Origin of the sequence: Pedobacter sp. Leaf176, from assembly GCF_001424305.1 — a bacterium.
GTDB lineage: Bacteria > Bacteroidota > Bacteroidia > Sphingobacteriales > Sphingobacteriaceae > Pedobacter.
This window is the reverse complement of sequence record NZ_LMPD01000003.1, coordinates 414,767-431,376: the sequence shown is the minus strand read 5'-3', so window position 1 is coordinate 431,376 and position 16,610 is coordinate 414,767. Positions and strand designations below refer to the sequence as shown.

Sequence of the window (16,610 nt, the reverse complement as noted above, 5' to 3'; positions counted from 1 at the left end):
GATTTTATATTTGGTTAGAAGTATTCCATTCAGGCGTGCGTTTCTGCCCTCTCATTTCTACAAATTCGATTGTTGGGTCTTTTTCTTCTGGCGCGTTAACGAAGTGCGAAAAGCGTTTTCTGATTGCCGGATTTTCAACGGCCTCTTTCCATTCACATTTGTATGTATCCACGAGTTTTTCAATTTCCGATTCCCACTTTGCAGCCATACCAAGGCTATCATTAACCACCACATTCCGCAGGTAGTCTATGCCGCCTTCCATTTTATTCAGCCAGGTGGCCGTACGCGTTAAAGGGTCGGCTGTTCTGATATAGAACATTAGGAACCTGTCGATGTATTTGATACAGGTTTCGCTATCTACATCCGAAGCTAATAACAAAGCGTGCTGCGGTTTGCTACCGCCATTACCACATACATAAAGGTTCCAGCCTTTTTCGGTAGCGATGATTCCAAAATCCTTGCTTTGGGCCTCTGCACATTCACGTATGCAGCCGCTTACGGCAGATTTAAATTTGTGTGGCGCTCTGATTCCACGGTATCTTTCTTCAATCCGGATGGCAAAACTTACGCTGTCATGTAATCCGAATCTGCACCAGGTACTTCCCACACAACTTTTTACGGTTCTTAAGCCTTTGCCATAGGCATGACCGCTTTCAAAACCTGCAGCGATTAACTCTTCCCATATAATTGGCAAATCATTTAAATGGGCGCCGAACATATCAATTCTTTGGCCGCCGGTAATTTTAGTATATAAGTTGTATTTTTTGGCTACTTCGCCAATAACAATAAGTTTTTCGGGGGTAATTTCTCCACCAGCCACACGGGGAACAACAGAATAAGAGCCTCCTTTTTGAATATTGGCCAAAAAGCGGTCATTGCTATCCTGAGCAGTATCATTGCCTTTTTTGAGAATCATCTCATTCCAAAGACTGGCAAGGAGTGAGGAAACTAAAGGTTTGCAGGTTTCGCAACCATCAGATTCGCCTAATTTATCTAACACTTCATCATAACTTTTTAGCTCATGAATGTGAATCAGGTCGTACAATTCCTGGCGGCTGTAGTTGAAGTGTTCACAAATCACATTCCTGACATATTTGCCCTGTGCTTTCAGGGTATGGAGCATTAAATCTTTTACCATTGGTAAACAACCACCGCAACCTGTTCCGGCTTTGGTGCATTTTTTTATGCCATCTAGTGTTTCACAGCCCTGTTCAGTAACAGAATTACAGATATCGCCTTTAGTTACACCTTCGCAACTGCAAATCAGCGCCTCATCGGGCAAACTCGTAATGCCTGCGCCAGCCTGCTCGCCGCCCCGGCTGCCCAGGATTAATTCTTCAGGATTTTCGGGCAATGCGATTCGGTTTACACTGGTTTGCAACAGCATATTATATGCTGTTGCATCGCCAATTAAAATACCTCCTAAAAGGTACTGCCCGTCATTACTAATGTTTATTCTTTTATAAATTCCTTTGTGCTTATTTTCAAAAACTATGGTGCGGCAATCCGGCTCATTGATGAATGGGTCGCCAAAACTTGCAACGTCGATACCAATGAGTTTAAGTTTTGTGCTCATATCAAAGCTTTTGAAAGATTTACTTTGTGCGCAAAGGTTGGATGCCAGTACTTCCGCCATTTCATAACCCGGAGCAATAAGTCCGTAAATCATTTCCTCAAAGAGCGCACATTCACCAATAGCGAAAACACATGGGTCGTTGGTTTGCATCTCGGCATCTACCACAATTCCGCCCCTTGGGCCAACTGTAATTCCGCATTGTCTGGCCAATTCATCTCTGGGCTTAATTCCCGCTGAGATCACGAGCATATCAACTGCCAGTTCGGTATCATCACTAAATTTTAATCCGATGATGTTGTTTTCGCCCGCTATGCTACTCGTGTTTTTATTCAGGAGGATTTGTAAACCAAGATCCGTTAGCATTGATTTCAGCATTTCGCTTCCCGCCATATCAATTTGCCTGGGCATCAATCGCGGCGCAAACTCAATGATACTGGTTTCTTCAATTCCTAAATCTATTAACGCTTTTGCCGCCTCAAGGCCCAATAACCCGCCACCGATAACAGATGCTTTTTTTGCGTTTTTTGAGTATGCTGAAATTAAATCCAAATCTTCGATGGTTCGATACACAAAAACACCTTCTTTCTCTATACCTTTTATATTAGGTACAAATGCTGCCGAACCCGTTGCGAAAACTAAAAAATCATAACTAAACTGTTCACCTGATAAAGTAGAAACGGTTTTGGTGACTCTGTTAACACCGGTTACAGGATTGTTTAAATATAAATCAATCTCTTGCTCCTCATACCAGGATGCTGTGGACATAGAAAGGTCTTCAGCTGTTTTGCCACTAAAATAAGCACTTAAATGAACCCGGTCATATGCTCTCCTGGGTTCTTCTCCGAAAACAATTAATTTAAACGAATCAGATTTAGATTTTAATTTCTCGCAGAATTTGTATCCTACCATTCCATTTCCGATTACAATTATTTTTAATTTATTCATGACGTTAAGTGTTTTGTTAAGAATTGGAGTTTTTTGGATAATTATTGGATTTGAGTGAGCTTTATTTTAATGATTGTGTATATTTTATGATTTTTGATATTCAAATATATGTATTTGTTTAATTAATTTTATAAAAATATGATTTATGTCATAAAATATTATAATTTTTAATAAATTTTCATCACTTTTATATTTAAATAGCTAAATCATTAAAATTATGGAGTTAAAAAGTGAAGATTTTGGGCTTTTTATAATAGGTGCGGGCCCTGGAGATCCAGAATTATTGACCTTAAAAGCATATAATGTGTTAAAAAGAGCTGAAGTTATACTTTATGATAACTTAAGTAACGCTGAATTGCTGGATATTGCACCTGAAAGATGCAAAATGGTTTATGTAGGTAAAAAACCGTACGAAAACTGCACGCCACAAGAAAGAATTAACGAATTAATCGTTAAATATGCCAAAAGTCATAAAGTTGTTGTTCGTTTAAAGGGCGGCGACCCATTTATTTTTGGCAGAGGATTTGAAGAACTGTTGTATGCAGAGACACATGGAATAACTTCTAAATATATTCCCGGCATCAGCAGTATGCAAGGTTCTGGTTTTATCGATGTTCCCTTAACGCATCGCGGTATCAGTGAAAGCGTATGGATTATCACCGGAACGAAGAAGGATGGCAGCTTATCTAAAGATTTGGCTTGTGCCATGCAAACATCGGCAACAGTAGTTATCTATATGGGAATGAAAAAACTTGCAGAGATATCAACGGCATATAAAATGGCTGGTTTGGGTGATACGCCTGCGGCAATTATACAACATGCCACACTACCACAACAAAGACAGGGTAAGTGTGAGGTAAAAGACCTTCAGGAGATGGCGTTAAGAGAAGGTTTAGCTTTTCCTGCAATTATCATAATAGGGGATGTTGTTAAAGCAAGAGAAATTATGTCCGGACAGCAATATTACCAGAAGATGAAGCCAGTGAGGTTTAGTGCTTAAAATAGGTTAGCTAAAAATTTTTTCTTTTGTAGACTTAATTTTTATTTCTGCTCCAATTTTAATGGAGCCTGAACCCTTGTGAATGAGGTTTTGCCCAAACATTATCTTATTGTTCAACGTTCTGTATTTGGCCAATGTTTTCAAAGGTTCCGGGCTTTTAGTACCGTGCTGCTGGTCAACTGTAACTAAAACGCACCTGGCGCAGGGTTTAACGGCTGAGAATGAAATTTTATCGATTTCGAATTCGCTAATGCCATCTTCAGCATGCGGTTCGCCTCCGGTAAACACAATATTTGGACGAAAGCGATCCATTAAAATTGGTTTTTCGAGTTTCGTATTGAGTTCATCAAGGGATGATTGCCCGATTATCAGACAAGGATAACCATCAGCAAAACTCACAATTTCATCATTGCCGGCATACCTTGAATCTACATTTCTGCGTTCTTGCTCTGGCATCCGCAAGAGCTTTACTTCCATATTCATATAATCGGAAAACCATTTGCTCACCTCCGCATCAACCTCAATGCCTTTGGTCAGGTCATCCCATATTGTAACCGGGATCTGTTCGCCGATTTGTTGGCTAATACCGAAGGAAATTTTTTGCTTTGGATTTTCTTTATGGAAAACAGTAACTACATCATCAGAGATGCTAACCTGCAGCAGAGATAGCAGGGGATATTTCCGTTGGGTAATAAATAAACCCGTATCATCTGTTAAGACCCATCTTCTATCGTACTGCAGGCCTTTTTCTTCAACCAGAGATTCGCTTAAGCTTATTCCTCCAAGAGATTTGATTGGATAAACATAGATGCCTGAAACGACTAACTTACTCATGTGCTAAAGATATCAATGTTTTTGACCTTTATTGATTTTGAACAGATGGAGTACCTGAGGGAATAAAGCATCCATTGTTTCTTCAACGCCATTTTTTGAGCCCGGCAATGTTATCACAAGTGTTTCACCAATGAAACCTGCAACACCTCTTGACAGCATGGCATAGGGCATCCGTTCCTGGCCATAACGTCTTGCTGTTTCCATAATGCCGTCAATTGTTCTATTAAGAAGTGGTGAAATGGCCTCGGGCGTAACATCACGTGGCGACAAGCCAGTACCACCTGTAAAAATTAAAAGCTGATGTTCGCTTCCGGATAATTGCAAAGCCTTACTTTTTATTGATTCAATCTCATCGGGAACGACGTCGTATTTCAGGGTTTCTATCCCTAATTGTTCCAGTCTTGAAATAACAGCCTTTCCTGAGTAGTCTTCACTTTGTTTTTCAAAAACAGAATCCGAGCACACCACAACTGCTGCTTTAAGTTCGGGAAACTGTTTGTTTTTTAAGTCTGATTTCCCACCTGATTTTTCGAGTAACTTAATGTTTCTGATTTCGATACCTTTATCAATGGGTTTCAGCATATCGTACATCGTTAAAGCCGTAACGGAGGCACCATGCATGGCCTCAACTTCTACGCCTGTTTTGTAAATCGTATGTACTTCAACAAGAATATTTATTTCCAATCCGCTGATTTCGAAGGTTATCGAAGTGTATTCAACAGGAAGTGGATGGCAGTCAGGAATTACATCACTTGTTCTTTTCACTCCAAATAAACCTGCCGCCCTTGCAAATTCAAAAACATCGCCTTTGGGCACTTTTCTTTGCACTACGGCATCAATCGTTTCCTGTTTGGAAACACATAGTGTTGCGCTGGCAATTGCTTTTCTTAAAGTATTGGATTTCTTTGTAATGTTTACCATGTTAACTGTTTTCTTTCCACTGATGTGTTTCGTCAGTAAATATTTCCTTTCCCCAAATCGGGAGTTCTGCTTTTATTCTTTCTACCAATTCATTGCAGGCTTCAATGGCAGGTTTTCTGTGTTTTGAAGATGTGAATACAAAAAGGCAAATTTCACCTGCTTTGATGTCACCCAGACTGTGATGAACATGCAGGCAACTAAGCGGGTATTTAGAAAAAATAGCCTCCCTTATTTCATGCATCTTGGTCAATGCCAATTCTTCAAAGGCGGTATATTCAACTGCAGAAACCAATTTGCCGTCTACCTCATCTTTCCGTACCTGGCCTAAAAAAATACTGTGACCGCCGATACTTGTTTTTGGGCTGTGGTTACTGATGCTTTTTGCAATAAACTCAGGTGCGATTGATCCGGTTACAAATATGTTTTTGATTTTTTTTTCACTCATGCTGTTTTGTTAAAAAATGGCGGCGCCATTTGGAAATTCCGCCTTTAAGGCTATATATGTTTTTTGTTTCGCCATATTTCTGATGCAAGGTTTCGGCTGCGGCTACACTTCTTATTCCATGCTGGCAAATTAATATAATGTTTTGTTGTTCAATTTCAGATGATGCAAAGCCTGCAAATTCTGCCATTGGTATTTGTTTGTAAATATTGGAATCCAATTGAGGAAATTCATGCCGCTCACGAACATCGATAATGACTGTTGATGGATGATTACGCAACTCGTTCATTTGCTGCAGATTAATTTCCATGTAACTTTGGCTCGTGTTTTCTTTGTAATGATTCATGAAATCTGCTTTGGAATCCAATTGCTTGTATTCATCAGATGGAGATATATTAATTTCATATTGTTCCTGGGTCAGCAGGTTATAATGGAGCAGTTTGTTTATCAGAGGCTTCCCGATTCCGGCAATCAATTTAATGATTTCGCCCGCTGCCATTGTTCCGATAATCCCCGGCACAACACCTAAAACACCATTTTCAGAACAGTTTGGGATTTCTCCGGTCGCTGGCGAAACAGGAAATAAATCACGGTAATTGGTTTTTATTCCACTTTCATCTTCTACATTGAAAACAGCCAGCTGACCTTCAAAGCCTGAAACGGCTGCAAAAATCAGGGGCTTTTTAAGCAGTGTACAAGCATCGTTAATCAGGTATCTGGATTCGAAATTATCGGTCCCATCAAATATAAAGTCATAGTGGCTGATGATTTCGAGTATATTTTGTTTATCAATTGAAACAGGATGAAGGATGATTTTAACTTCCGGATTCAATTGTTTAAGGCGTTTCGCTGCGACTTCAACTTTCAATAAGCCTAAATCTGATGATCCAAACAAAACCTGCCGCTGTAAGTTCGAAATCTCGACAACATCATGGTCTGCAATGCCTATTAAGCCAACACCCGCGGCAACCAGATATTGCAAGGCAGGACAGCCTAAACCGCCGGCTCCGATAACCAGAATTTTCGCCATAGTAAGACGTTCTTGCCCCTCCATGCCAAAACCCTTTAAGATGATTTGCCTTTGATATCGTTCCGTATTCATTTTATCCTCCGGAAAATGGCGGCATTATGGCAATGCTGTCTCTGTTTTTAATCTCGCTGTTTTGCTGAACCAGGTTTTTATTCAATGCTAATTTATATTTGATATCAGCGAGACCAGGGAAATTTTTTTCCAGGTGTTTTTTCAAATCATCCGTAGTTTCAATTCCTTCAATTTCAAGAATTTGATTGCTGATGAAGTCTGAAATCTTTCCAAAACTGATTAATTCTATTTGCATTTTTTGATCTAAAATCTAAATTAAAATTACATTTACAATTTTGCCTGTAGTAAAATTTTCATCTTCTTCATTTAATTGAATCAGGCAATTTGCCTGCGCAAAAGAACTCAAACGGTAAGATTCCTGGGCACCTAGTGGTGTTGCTTTTCCATCTTTATAATTGCCTTTTAAAAAATGTGTCAGACCTTTAGGTTTGGTATAGTTGTGCGTTAGTTCGGCACTAATTTCCAATATACTGTTTTGCTTATTCGACAGCATTTTAACCGCTGGAACAACATAATTATAGTAGCAATTGAGTACTGACGACGGATTTCCCGGCAAGCCAAAAATAACTTTATCCTTTTGTTTTCCAAAAAATAAAGGTTTTCCTGGTTTCTGTTTCACCTTGTGGAAAATTTGCTTTACACCGCAATCTCCAGCAGCCTTGATTACAAAATCATAATCGCCCACACTAACACCGCCAGTTAACAATACAACATCATTATTTTCGAGTGCTGACTTTAATACTTCAGTAAGTATTTCCAAAGTATCTTCCGCTTTTAAAATTTCTATGTCGTGAATACCTTCTTTTTTTAGCGCTGCTGAAAGCGAATAGGAGTTTGATTCGTAAACCTGACCGAAGTTTAGCGGCAAGCCGGGCTGTTGCAACTCATTTCCCGTAAGGATAATTGCAACCCTAGGCATGGGATAAACCTCAACCTCGCTGATTCCAATTCCCGCCAGAAAAGCCATTGCAGCAGGTGTAAGTAAATCTCCTTTTTGCATGGCCAGTTCACCTGAACGAATTTCTGAACCCACCTTCCGAACGTTGGAACCTGAAATCAATTTGTCGTCGCTGAAACTTATTTGATTTCCATTTTTGATGGTTCGTTCCTGCATTACAACGGTATCTGCGCCTTCAGGAAGTGGCGCACCCGTAAATATTCTGCTGGTCTGACCATTTTTCAATATAAACTGATTTGCAGTTCCGGCCGCCATTTCTCCAACTAAATCAAGTTCCTTGTCCTTGTCATCGAAAATAATGGCGTAGCCATCCATAGAAGATTGGCGAAAAGCCGGGATATCGTAAGCACCGGATACATCCTGAGCAAGAATGTGTTCTGAAGATGCCTCCAGCGGCTTCAACCTGGATTTCAAAGGTGAAATATTTTCACTTATCAGTTTTTTGGCTTCCTCAACACCAATCATTTTTTATCCTCCAATGGTAATCATGCTCCTGTTTTTGATGGCATCTGCATCAATGTTTTCGAAGTTGGTTAGAAGCTGTCCGCCCAGTTCTTTTTTCTTGCTCCAGATCGAAGCCTTTATCAGCGGAAGTACGTCTTCATTATTTCTGAGTGCGGTTAGTAAATCAGTTTCACCATCAGAAAACAGGCAGTTTTTTATTTTGCCATCTGCGGTTAACCGCATTCGGTTGCAGGTGCTGCAGAACGGGGCCGTCATGGTGCTGATGATGGCAAACGAACCTTCGTGTCCGGGAATCATAAAGCTTTTCGCTGTATCGTTAGGCGCCGATTTTACAGGCAAAACCACAAAATATTTTTCTACCACAGCCAATATTTCTTCAAGAGAAAACATTTTATTGCTGGTCCATTTGTTGCCGGCAAAAGGCATAAATTCGATAAACCTGATTTGAACTGGATTGTGTTTTGTCCAATCGATAAAATCTTTTATTTCACCATCGTTAAGTCCTTTCATCACCACCATATTTATTTTTACAGCAATCTTGTGCTGCAATAATAATTCGATGTTGCTTCTTATCTGATGAAAAACATCCCGCCTGGTAATCATGAAGAATTTCTCTGGCTGTAAAGTATCCAGGCTGATGTTGACAGATTTAATTCCGGCTTCAATTAAAACAGGCAGCATTTCTGCAATTCTTGTTCCGTTGGTTGTAATAACCAGTTCAACGGGAAGTTTGCCGAGGGCTAAAATAATTTCTGCTGCATCTTTACGAACCAATGGTTCGCCGCCGGTCAAACGGATTTTCTTTACACCCTGTTCCACAAAAGTGCTTGCCAGAGCCAAAACCTCGTTAGGTTGCATCAATCTGGATGCCGGAGTAAAATCGTAGTCCTCTTCGGGCATGCAATAAAAGCAACGGAAATTGCAATTATCGGTTAATGATATTCGCAAATAATCATGCACTCTTCCAAACGAATCCGCTATCATTAATTGTTTATTAAATTATTATAGTCTGTTTCTGTGTCGATATCAATATGTCCCAATTCAAAAGGGATAGTTGTAGTGTCTTCAACATATTGTTTTATTAAACTTTTAGCACCTTTCGCACCATTCAAGGTTAGTAATTCTTCGAAATACTTTTTATTGAACAATGCAGGCGTGCCTGTTGTTTGCGCATAAGCTGAAGCCACAATATTTTTTTGCGACTTTTCCTGTTTGCTTCGTAGTTCTTCAAATATTTCCCATGAAATATGAGCCTGGTCGGCTACTGTTATAATTACATCCTCAATTTTCGGATTGTTCTCCAGCGCTACTTTCAATCCCAAAGAAATACTTGATGACATCCCGTTTTCCCAATCTTTATTAACGCTGTAAATCACATCCGGATTTGCTGACGCTTGCTGTATTTCTACTGCATAGGCGCCGAGTACAACAACTACCGGCCTGAATATTGTTTTCAGCGATTCTATTATCACTATATTCAACAAAGTTTGTCCGTTAAATTTTAGCAACTGCTTTGGTCTTCCCATTCTGCTTGAATCGCCTGCAGCTAAGATAACAATTGCTGTACTCATTAATTCCGCTTTAAATCGTAAAAATGTATCGGATTTTTCTTTTCCTTTAGCATGCCTGCTGATGCACCTGAAAACACAGCCTTAATTTCAGCGATGATGGATACAGCAATTTCTTCGGCAGTTTCTGCGCCAATGTCTAAACCAATCGGGCCATGAATTCGATATTCCTGGTCAGTTTTATTGAGTTCTTCCAGCATTCTGATTAATTTCTTTTTCGGTCCAAGGCTGCCAATGTAAGGTGCGTTTGTATCTAAAAGCAGGTTTAAAAGTGCCGCATCATAGTTGTAATTGTGTGTCATGAGCACGAAAGCAGTCTGGCCGTCAATTTCAATCTTTGAAAGAAGCTGGTCGGGTTTTGCAATTAAAACCTGCCTGGCATTTGGAAACCTTTGAAATGAACAATGCGTCTGACGTCCATCGGCTACAATAACTTCCCAGCCTAAAATATGAGCCATTTCAGCTAATGGTTGTGCATCGTTCCCGGCGCCGGCGATAATCAGTTGAACAGGAGGGGTGATAAATTCGAGAAAAGCTTCGAAATCATCTTCTCCTAGAGTATAATTCTCGAATCTGGATAGCTTTAATTTCAGTACATCGAAAGCATCATTTTTAACTGATCCTGAAATTTCATCTGTAATTTTTTCAAGCCATTCCTGCTCCCGGAATAGCATTACTGTGCCTGGCTGCTTTTTGTTTTCAAGCGAGAATAAAGTTGCGATTACACAATTTTCTCTTTTCGCATTTGCTGATTTTAACATTTCAATCGGGTTAAACTCATCTTCCTCGAAAATGGGTTCGAAAAGAATATAAACGATGCCGTTACAACCCAATTGAACGCCAAACTTGGCATCATCTTCATCCGTTGTATCGTAGGTTACGAGTTTGTTTTCCCCTTGATGGATTGCCGAAAGCGCTTTACGAAGTGCGTCGCCCTCCAGACAGCCACCGCTAATGGCACCGGTTAACATACCGTCATCAGTTACGAGCATTCGGGCGCCAGGCCTCCGGTAAGAAGATCCTTCTACTTTAACCACGGTTGCCAGTGCTGCTTTGCGATTTTCTTTAAGGGCGCTATTATAGGCGCCAATGATGTCGGCTATTTCTTTCATAGGATGTTAAAAGCCGGGACTAAAGCCCCGGATAAAATTAACTTAAATTTTTCCATATCAAAGGGTTTTTCTGGCGCAGGGAAATTGCTTTAAAACATTTGCAAAAATTATTAGCCACGGAAACACGGAAATCACGGAGGAAATCAAAGTTTTTCGTGCTTCCGTGGCAAACATAATGCTTAGGCATGCGCAAAAAGAAGAAGAATTATCAGAGAAAAGTTAAAAGCGGTTTGCCTGTTTTCTAGAGCGTTTAGGAAAATAAAAAGATTAAATTCATTAATTTTATCGCTTATGATTAGTATAAAGTCTTTTTGTGCCGGTGTATTTCTATTAATTTTACTGACAATTAATTTTAATTTATCAGCTCAAAAACTGCGTATTGCTGTCGCCGCTAATGCACATGGTCTTATCAAAAAGTTGCAGTCCGATTTTAAGAAACGAACTGGCATTGAAACTGAAGCCGTCATTGGTGCGTCGGGTAAACTTACTAGTCAAATTATCAATGGCGCACCTTATGAGGTGTTTTTATCAGCAGATACTGCGTTTCCACACAGGCTTTTTAATGATGGATTCGGATTGGCGAAACCTAAGGTTTATGCTTTAGGCAGTTTAATTGTTTGTGGTTCTGCCATTGCAGATTTAAAGAACTGGCCGGCTTTGTTGAGCTCAGGACAGGTTAGTAAGGTTGCAATTTCAAATCCAAAAACTGCGCCCTACGGCAAGGCAGCCGAGGAAAGCTTAAAGTTTTATAAACTGGATAAAAAACTTAAAAATAAGCTGGTCTACGGAGAAAGTATCGCTCAGGTAAATACCTATATTCAAACAGGTGTTGTTGATTTGGGTTTTACAACTGAATCCTTCCTATACGAAAAAAGCGATAAAACAAAATTGAAATGGGCAAGGGTGGAGGAAAAAAGTTATGGAAAAATTGAACAGGCTGTGATCCTACTTTCCTACGCTAAAAAATCTGGAAATGGTAATGCTCAAAAATTTTATGATTATCTTTCTTCATCATATGCAAGAAAAATTATAGCAAGTAATGGTTATCATCTTCCTAAATAAATATTATAAGTAAAATGGACATGGAACCGATTTGGTTGAGTATAAAACTGGCCATCATTACAACAATTTTACTTCTGTTTATTGGAATACCAATAGCCTACTGGTTATCGCGAAAACAAAACATTATAAAGCTGGTTATTGAAGGATTGATTACGATGCCACTGGTATTGCCTCCATCTGTACTTGGGTTTTATTTGCTCCTTGCTTTCAGTCCCAAAAATGCATTTGGGATTTGGCTGCACCGTAATTTTGATTTACAACTGGTGTTTTCTTTTAAAGGTCTTGTAATTGCATCCATTATTTATAGCCTTCCATTTATGATTAGCCCCATAAAAGCAGCGTTTGCTCATCTACCCCAATCTATATCGCAGGCCTCCTATTTAATGGGAAAATCAAAAATTCAGACTTTTTTTTACGTGCTCTTGCCGAACATTAAACCTTCTATTCTTACGGCTGCGGTACTCACCTTCGCACATACGCTCGGTGAGTTTGGCGTTGTTTTGATGATAGGTGGAAATATCCCTGGGGAAACCAGGGTTGCCTCGGTAGCTATTTATGATGCCGTGGAGACGATGGATTACAATTCTGCAAATTCCTACGCACTTATTTTATTTGCGATAACTTTTATTATTGTAATAGGCGTTTTCGTAGTAAACAGAAATGCTGTAAAAAGTCCATTCGAATGATAAAGATTGATATCATTAAGCGCATCGGCGGCAGATATGGAAATTTTGAACTTAAAGTTAATACCGCTTTCCATTCCAATTCTATTACACGAATAGCTGGTCCTTCGGGAATCGGAAAAACGACTTTACTCAAAATACTTGCAGGACTCATCCTACCAGATGCCGGAACCATCACCGTCGACGATAAGGTGTGGTTTGATAAAGAAGAAAAAATTTCGAAAGAGGTTCAGGAACGTCAAATTGGTTTTGTTTTCCAAGACTATGCTTTGTTCCCGAATATGACGGTTAAAGCGCATCTCAAATATGGCACAGATGACCTGGCTTATATTAACAGGCTGCTGGAATTTGGTGAAATGGCGCATTTGGAAAACAGGCTTCCCAAACAACTTTCAGGCGGACAGCAACAACGCCTCGCCATACTCCGGGCATTATCTACAAAACCTAAGCTGCTCTTATTAGACGAGCCATTTGCCGCACTTGATGCTGAATTAAAATTGAGGTTTATAAATAAACTCATACCCTTGCTGGCGGAGCAAAAAACCACGGTAATCTTCGCCAGCCATCACGATAATGAATTTGGTGAGCATAGTGGTTATGTATTTAACTTTAAAAGCTACGGAAATTAAAATAATGGATTATATCTTCCTGGTTTTATCATCGACAATTGATACCAGACACCAATCATATCTTTTGTAGTTCAACCACTTGTTAACGGGCATCTGGGTTAACGGACATGCAGTGCCTGAACCTATGCTTACCCTGGGGTTATCTTTTGCTTACCTAAAAAGACAACCTTAAATGAATTATCAAATCAAACTTTTATGCTATGCAATAGGCTTAAAACATAGAGCTGTCGGGTAACCAAACCATTTTTGATAATATTGGTTAGAAAAATATGAATATATCGCTCCTAACGATCGTAAAAAACCGCAAATCTGCCATACTTAATATGATAAGCGGACTGTGCAATGGCACAAGTTTGCCTGCTGAACTCGTGATTGTACACATGAATGAGGATAAATACGGATTGTCCGGCTTGCCTTTTCCCGTTAAAGAATATACATTGTCTTCAATCGACTTACTGCCACTGGCCCATGCCAGAAATTTTGCCGTACGAAAGGCTTCTTTTGATACTATGATATTCCTGGATGCGGACTGTATTCCATCAGTCAATTTTATTGAGGCTTATGATAAGATACTGAATGAAGAAAACATCCTGATTTCAGGACGGGTAAAATATTTAACAAAAACCGTTATGAAGGCACCCGATTTACTCCAGGTAATGTCTCAGGTTAGTATTCCTGATCCCGTACGCGGTGAGCTAGATCAATATCCCTATCAATTGTTCTGGTCATTAAATTTCGGTTGCTCAAAGGCTACTTATTCAAAAATCGGCGGTTTTGATGAAGGTTTTTCCGGCTATGGCGCAGAGGATACAGATTTTGCTTTTTCAGCAAATAAAAACGGAGTTGATTTCATAACAATTGATGCATTTGCGTACCATCAGTACCATCCAAGTTATGACCCGCCCATAAATCATATTGAACCTATTGTTAAAAATGCAACGCGTTTCAAAGCTAAATGGGGGCTATGGCCAATGGAGGGCTGGCTGAAAAAATTTTGTGAAATGGGATATACCAGGTTTATTAACGGGCAGATAAACCTATTGAAGTTACCGACACCCGACGAAATATCCGCTGTTTTAAAGCATAGCTGAGTTTTTAAATAACTCATGATAGGTTTGTATCAAATAATTGGCTGCCTCAGTCGCCGCATTATCTGATGCGATTGATGTCCAGTCAGGGTTTTGTTTACTGGTATATTGAAACAATTCATTCCAATTAACTTTGAACAGGCTTTCGGGATTAATAATGTATGCGAGGTTAAGCTGCTTTAGAATTCCCGCTTTAATCGATTGTTCATCAAAAGGCCGTTGTTCGGGTATCGCTATAAATCTTTTATTTAAAGCGGCTAGTTCCATAACCGTATTGTGGCCGGCATTCCCGATAACAATGGTGCAATTTGCCAGTATATGCTTTGGGTCTTCTATATTCCCAAGGTAGGTCACGTTTTCTTGTTTGTTGGTAGACGATGTCAGGCCTCCCATTATTTGAAAATGCCATTCCGGGCAAGAGCGGGCAATATGTTCAATTAAAGCGGTAGTAATACTTGTACCACCCTTACCGGTAATTATTGCGATTAGTTTTTTGTCGGGGCTGGACACATCATGCTGTAACTCAAAACGAGAGATTCCGCCGGCAAAAAAGGTTTTCTTTAACACCCATGGTAAGTCGTTATCTTTCATTATTTCCGGATAAGGCGCCAATATGCCGATAGCATTATGATAAGCATGCAAATGTGGTAAGTCTTTTCGGTATCCATGTTGCTTTATCACGATAAAAGGTACCCCCGCTATTGCTGCAAGCATGGCAACCTCTACCGAAACATCGATCACCAATAATAAAGGGAATGTTTCAGCGAAAAAATCTGTCATTAAAGCGATCCTTTTTCGCAGCCCTTCAATATTTAACGGGGCATAATGTATGCCTTCAGGGTCGGAAGGCCTAAAATTTGTATCCGTATTTTCAGGTGTATCCATGGGCAGATTAATCACATTATAGGCTGGCGGAATAATGCCTGCATAATCCGTTAGCCTGCTTCCGATCAGCGTAATATTACTGTGTTGCAAAGCCTTTGCAATTGCCAGGGTACGCATAATGTGACCTGAACCATGGTGATGAACGTAAAAAGCAATGTTAATAGGCCGGGACATTCTTTTGCTGCTCAATTGTATCCATTAATAACATTTCGTATGCATCTACCATGCACTCGACATTAAGTTTTTCTTCTGCATATTTTCTGCAGTTTTCTCTATTCAGCTGTATTGCCTTATTGATACAAACAGCCAATTCAGCGGGATTATTACTATCGGTTAAGCAACCTGTTTGATTATCGAGCAAGTAGGGTAGTGCGCCTTTCGCTATGCCTGCAACCGGCGTCCCGCAAGCCAGGCTTTCGGCAACAACCAATCCAAAAGGTTCTTCCCAGCAAGGTGTGATAACGGAGCATAATGCATTTCCAATCAACAAATTTAGTTCCTCATGAGAACAGTTTCCTAAAAGTTCTACCTGATCATCCAATAGGGATTCCACATAAGTGTGGTAATAGTGATGATCTGCAATACTGCCTGCAACCTTGATTTTGAAACCCGCAATTTTTGCGGCCTGGATGGCAATATGTGTACCCTTATCCGGATGGATACGGCCGAACCAGATTACATATTTACCGGTGGGTTGGTCAATATACCTCCATTTATCAACATCAACACCATTCGTAATCACCTCACAGGCATTTAGGTAAGGTTGCCACGCAATTGCATTCGAGTTGGATACACTGACATACCTGATTTTACCACTTTTTCGCTCATGCGACATTGCCCGTTTTAATTCAAAAATCGGAGGTGTATGCAAAACCGTAACCATCGGGGTATTGATAAGCGTAGCCATGGTTACGGGAACATAGTTTAAGCTATTATTGAATATCACATCATGCCCCTTGCCGTCTATGTCCTGCATAAGTTCCAGATAGGCGTGATGAGTAGAAATAAAATCTTCACTAAGCTCATGTGAACGGAACCTGCTAAAAGTCTCCCGGTCGTAATCAATGTCGCTGATGATGACAGAAACATTTAACGTCGGGTCCGACTGTTCACTGGCATATAACGTCACCTGGTGACCTTTAGCGATTAATCTTTGGGTAATTTCATATGTGAAAGCTTCGAGGCCTCCCATAAAGGGTTTTTTAATTGGATGTTTGAGGTGTGCTATTACGCCAATATTCATAGATAATTATTTATAAACTAAAATCGTCTCTAAGTTTTGTCTTTTTAAAGAAATGCATTATGGAAAAAGATTAAATAATCCTGGTTACCATATTGAA

The 16,610-nt window shown here is 39.8% G+C and carries 17 protein-coding genes; 5 read left to right on the top strand and 12 right to left on the bottom strand.

From position 1 onward, the window contains the following. Positions 1-4: 4 nt before the first annotated feature. Entirely contained in the window at positions 5-2,521 is a 2,517-nt protein-coding gene (nirB, locus tag ASF92_RS10615; protein ID WP_082489532.1) for a nitrite reductase large subunit NirB, read from the bottom strand. Positions 2,522-2,738: 217 nt separating this feature from the next. Between nirB and cobA the strand changes: the two genes are divergently transcribed. After that, a complete protein-coding gene (gene cobA, locus ASF92_RS10610; RefSeq protein WP_056092151.1) occupies positions 2,739-3,521 on the top strand; it encodes a uroporphyrinogen-III C-methyltransferase in 783 nt (260 codons plus the stop codon). Between the two features lie 6 nt (positions 3,522-3,527). Here the strand turns inward: cobA and ASF92_RS10605 are convergent, their stop codons facing one another. The 9 genes from ASF92_RS10605 to ASF92_RS10565 are packed head-to-tail and all read right to left on the bottom strand — an operon-like array spanning position 3,528 to position 10,923. Continuing rightward, positions 3,528-4,355 (bottom strand): MOSC domain-containing protein, encoded by an 828-nt coding sequence (locus ASF92_RS10605; protein ID WP_056092148.1) that lies wholly within the window; start codon positions 4,353-4,355, stop codon positions 3,528-3,530. Positions 4,356-4,367: 12 nt separating this feature from the next. Further along, positions 4,368-5,276, bottom strand: a complete 909-nt coding sequence (gene moaCB, locus ASF92_RS10600; RefSeq protein ID WP_056092145.1) for a bifunctional molybdenum cofactor biosynthesis protein MoaC/MoaB — start codon at positions 5,274-5,276, stop codon at positions 4,368-4,370. 1 nt (position 5,277) lies between these two features. Then, entirely contained in the window at positions 5,278-5,721 is a 444-nt protein-coding gene (locus ASF92_RS10595; RefSeq protein ID WP_056092143.1) for a molybdenum cofactor biosynthesis protein MoaE, read from the bottom strand. Beyond that, positions 5,714-6,820, bottom strand: coding sequence for a ThiF family adenylyltransferase (locus tag ASF92_RS10590; protein WP_056092139.1), 1,107 nt, complete (start codon positions 6,818-6,820; stop codon positions 5,714-5,716). The genes ASF92_RS10595 and ASF92_RS10590 overlap by 8 nt, the downstream gene beginning before the upstream one ends. A gap of 1 nt (position 6,821) precedes the next feature. Next, positions 6,822-7,055 (bottom strand): MoaD/ThiS family protein, encoded by a 234-nt coding sequence (locus ASF92_RS10585; RefSeq protein WP_056092137.1) that lies wholly within the window; start codon positions 7,053-7,055, stop codon positions 6,822-6,824. A gap of 15 nt (positions 7,056-7,070) precedes the next feature. Beyond that, positions 7,071-8,243, bottom strand: a complete 1,173-nt coding sequence (glp, locus tag ASF92_RS10580; protein ID WP_056092134.1) for a gephyrin-like molybdotransferase Glp — start codon at positions 8,241-8,243, stop codon at positions 7,071-7,073. Positions 8,244-8,246: 3 nt separating this feature from the next. Beyond that, positions 8,247-9,227 (bottom strand): GTP 3',8-cyclase MoaA, encoded by a 981-nt coding sequence (gene moaA, locus ASF92_RS10575; RefSeq protein ID WP_056092132.1) that lies wholly within the window; start codon positions 9,225-9,227, stop codon positions 8,247-8,249. Then, positions 9,227-9,814, bottom strand: coding sequence for an NTP transferase domain-containing protein (locus tag ASF92_RS10570; protein ID WP_056092129.1), 588 nt, complete (start codon positions 9,812-9,814; stop codon positions 9,227-9,229). The genes moaA and ASF92_RS10570 overlap by 1 nt, the downstream gene beginning before the upstream one ends. Beyond that, positions 9,814-10,923: an XdhC family protein gene (locus ASF92_RS10565; RefSeq protein ID WP_056092127.1), complete on the bottom strand. Its 1,110-nt coding sequence runs from the start codon at positions 10,921-10,923 to the stop codon at positions 9,814-9,816. The genes ASF92_RS10570 and ASF92_RS10565 overlap by 1 nt, the downstream gene beginning before the upstream one ends. Before the next feature lie 291 nt (positions 10,924-11,214). Here ASF92_RS10565 and modA point away from each other — a divergent pair, with 291 nt between their 5' ends. The 4 genes from modA to ASF92_RS10545 all read left to right on the top strand — a co-directional run bounded on the left by modA (position 11,215) and on the right by ASF92_RS10545 (position 14,388). Then, entirely contained in the window at positions 11,215-11,985 is a 771-nt protein-coding gene (gene modA, locus ASF92_RS10560) for a molybdate ABC transporter substrate-binding protein (RefSeq protein WP_056092123.1), read from the top strand. Between the two features lie 20 nt (positions 11,986-12,005). Next, positions 12,006-12,671 (top strand): molybdate ABC transporter permease subunit, encoded by a 666-nt coding sequence (gene modB, locus ASF92_RS10555; protein ID WP_231729791.1) that lies wholly within the window; start codon positions 12,006-12,008, stop codon positions 12,669-12,671. Further along, on the top strand, positions 12,668-13,297 hold the full coding sequence (locus ASF92_RS10550) for an ATP-binding cassette domain-containing protein (protein ID WP_056092117.1): 630 nt from the start codon (positions 12,668-12,670) through the stop codon (positions 13,295-13,297). The genes modB and ASF92_RS10550 overlap by 4 nt, the downstream gene beginning before the upstream one ends. 269 nt (positions 13,298-13,566) lie before the next feature. Further along, positions 13,567-14,388, top strand: a complete 822-nt coding sequence (locus tag ASF92_RS10545; RefSeq protein ID WP_056092114.1) for a glycosyltransferase family 2 protein — start codon at positions 13,567-13,569, stop codon at positions 14,386-14,388. Here the strand turns inward: ASF92_RS10545 and ASF92_RS10540 are convergent. Together ASF92_RS10540 and ASF92_RS10535 are read right to left on the bottom strand one after the other, a co-directional pair. Next, entirely contained in the window at positions 14,374-15,444 is a 1,071-nt protein-coding gene (locus ASF92_RS10540; RefSeq protein ID WP_082489531.1) for a glycosyltransferase, read from the bottom strand. The two genes, ASF92_RS10545 and ASF92_RS10540, sit on opposite strands and share 15 nt — an antisense overlap. Continuing rightward, positions 15,428-16,513 carry a glycosyltransferase gene (locus tag ASF92_RS10535; protein WP_056092108.1) on the bottom strand — a complete coding sequence of 362 codons (1,086 nt, stop codon included), beginning with the start codon at positions 16,511-16,513 and terminating at the stop codon, positions 15,428-15,430. The genes ASF92_RS10540 and ASF92_RS10535 overlap by 17 nt, the downstream gene beginning before the upstream one ends. Positions 16,514-16,610 lie beyond the last annotated feature (97 nt).

What these genes read in the sequence shown, in the direction of transcription:
- ASF92_RS10585 (WP_056092137.1), bottom strand. Translation starts at nt 7,055, where the DNA reads ATGCAAATAGAATTAATCAGTTTTGGAAAGATTTCAGACTTCATCAGC.
- ASF92_RS10565 (WP_056092127.1), bottom strand. Translation starts at nt 10,923, where the DNA reads ATGAAAGAAATAGCCGACATCATTGGCGCCTATAATAGCGCCCTTAAA.
- ASF92_RS10540 (WP_082489531.1), bottom strand. Translation starts at nt 15,444, where the DNA reads ATGTCCCGGCCTATTAACATTGCTTTTTACGTTCATCACCATGGTTCA.
- ASF92_RS10545 (WP_056092114.1), top strand. Translation starts at nt 13,567, where the DNA reads ATGAATATATCGCTCCTAACGATCGTAAAAAACCGCAAATCTGCCATA.
- cobA (WP_056092151.1), top strand. Translation starts at nt 2,739, where the DNA reads ATGGAGTTAAAAAGTGAAGATTTTGGGCTTTTTATAATAGGTGCGGGC.
- ASF92_RS10570 (WP_056092129.1), bottom strand. Translation starts at nt 9,814, where the DNA reads ATGAGTACAGCAATTGTTATCTTAGCTGCAGGCGATTCAAGCAGAATG.
- modA (WP_056092123.1), top strand. Translation starts at nt 11,215, where the DNA reads ATGATTAGTATAAAGTCTTTTTGTGCCGGTGTATTTCTATTAATTTTA.
- moaCB (WP_056092145.1), bottom strand. Translation starts at nt 5,276, where the DNA reads ATGGTAAACATTACAAAGAAATCCAATACTTTAAGAAAAGCAATTGCC.
- ASF92_RS10605 (WP_056092148.1), bottom strand. Translation starts at nt 4,355, where the DNA reads ATGAGTAAGTTAGTCGTTTCAGGCATCTATGTTTATCCAATCAAATCT.
- ASF92_RS10595 (WP_056092143.1), bottom strand. Translation starts at nt 5,721, where the DNA reads ATGAGTGAAAAAAAAATCAAAAACATATTTGTAACCGGATCAATCGCA.
- moaA (WP_056092132.1), bottom strand. Translation starts at nt 9,227, where the DNA reads ATGATAGCGGATTCGTTTGGAAGAGTGCATGATTATTTGCGAATATCA.
- ASF92_RS10550 (WP_056092117.1), top strand. Translation starts at nt 12,668, where the DNA reads ATGATAAAGATTGATATCATTAAGCGCATCGGCGGCAGATATGGAAAT.
- ASF92_RS10590 (WP_056092139.1), bottom strand. Translation starts at nt 6,820, where the DNA reads ATGAATACGGAACGATATCAAAGGCAAATCATCTTAAAGGGTTTTGGC.
- modB (WP_231729791.1), top strand. Translation starts at nt 12,006, where the DNA reads ATGGAACCGATTTGGTTGAGTATAAAACTGGCCATCATTACAACAATT.
- glp (WP_056092134.1), bottom strand. Translation starts at nt 8,243, where the DNA reads ATGATTGGTGTTGAGGAAGCCAAAAAACTGATAAGTGAAAATATTTCA.
- nirB (WP_082489532.1), bottom strand. Translation starts at nt 2,521, where the DNA reads ATGAATAAATTAAAAATAATTGTAATCGGAAATGGAATGGTAGGATAC.
- ASF92_RS10535 (WP_056092108.1), bottom strand. Translation starts at nt 16,513, where the DNA reads ATGAATATTGGCGTAATAGCACACCTCAAACATCCAATTAAAAAACCC.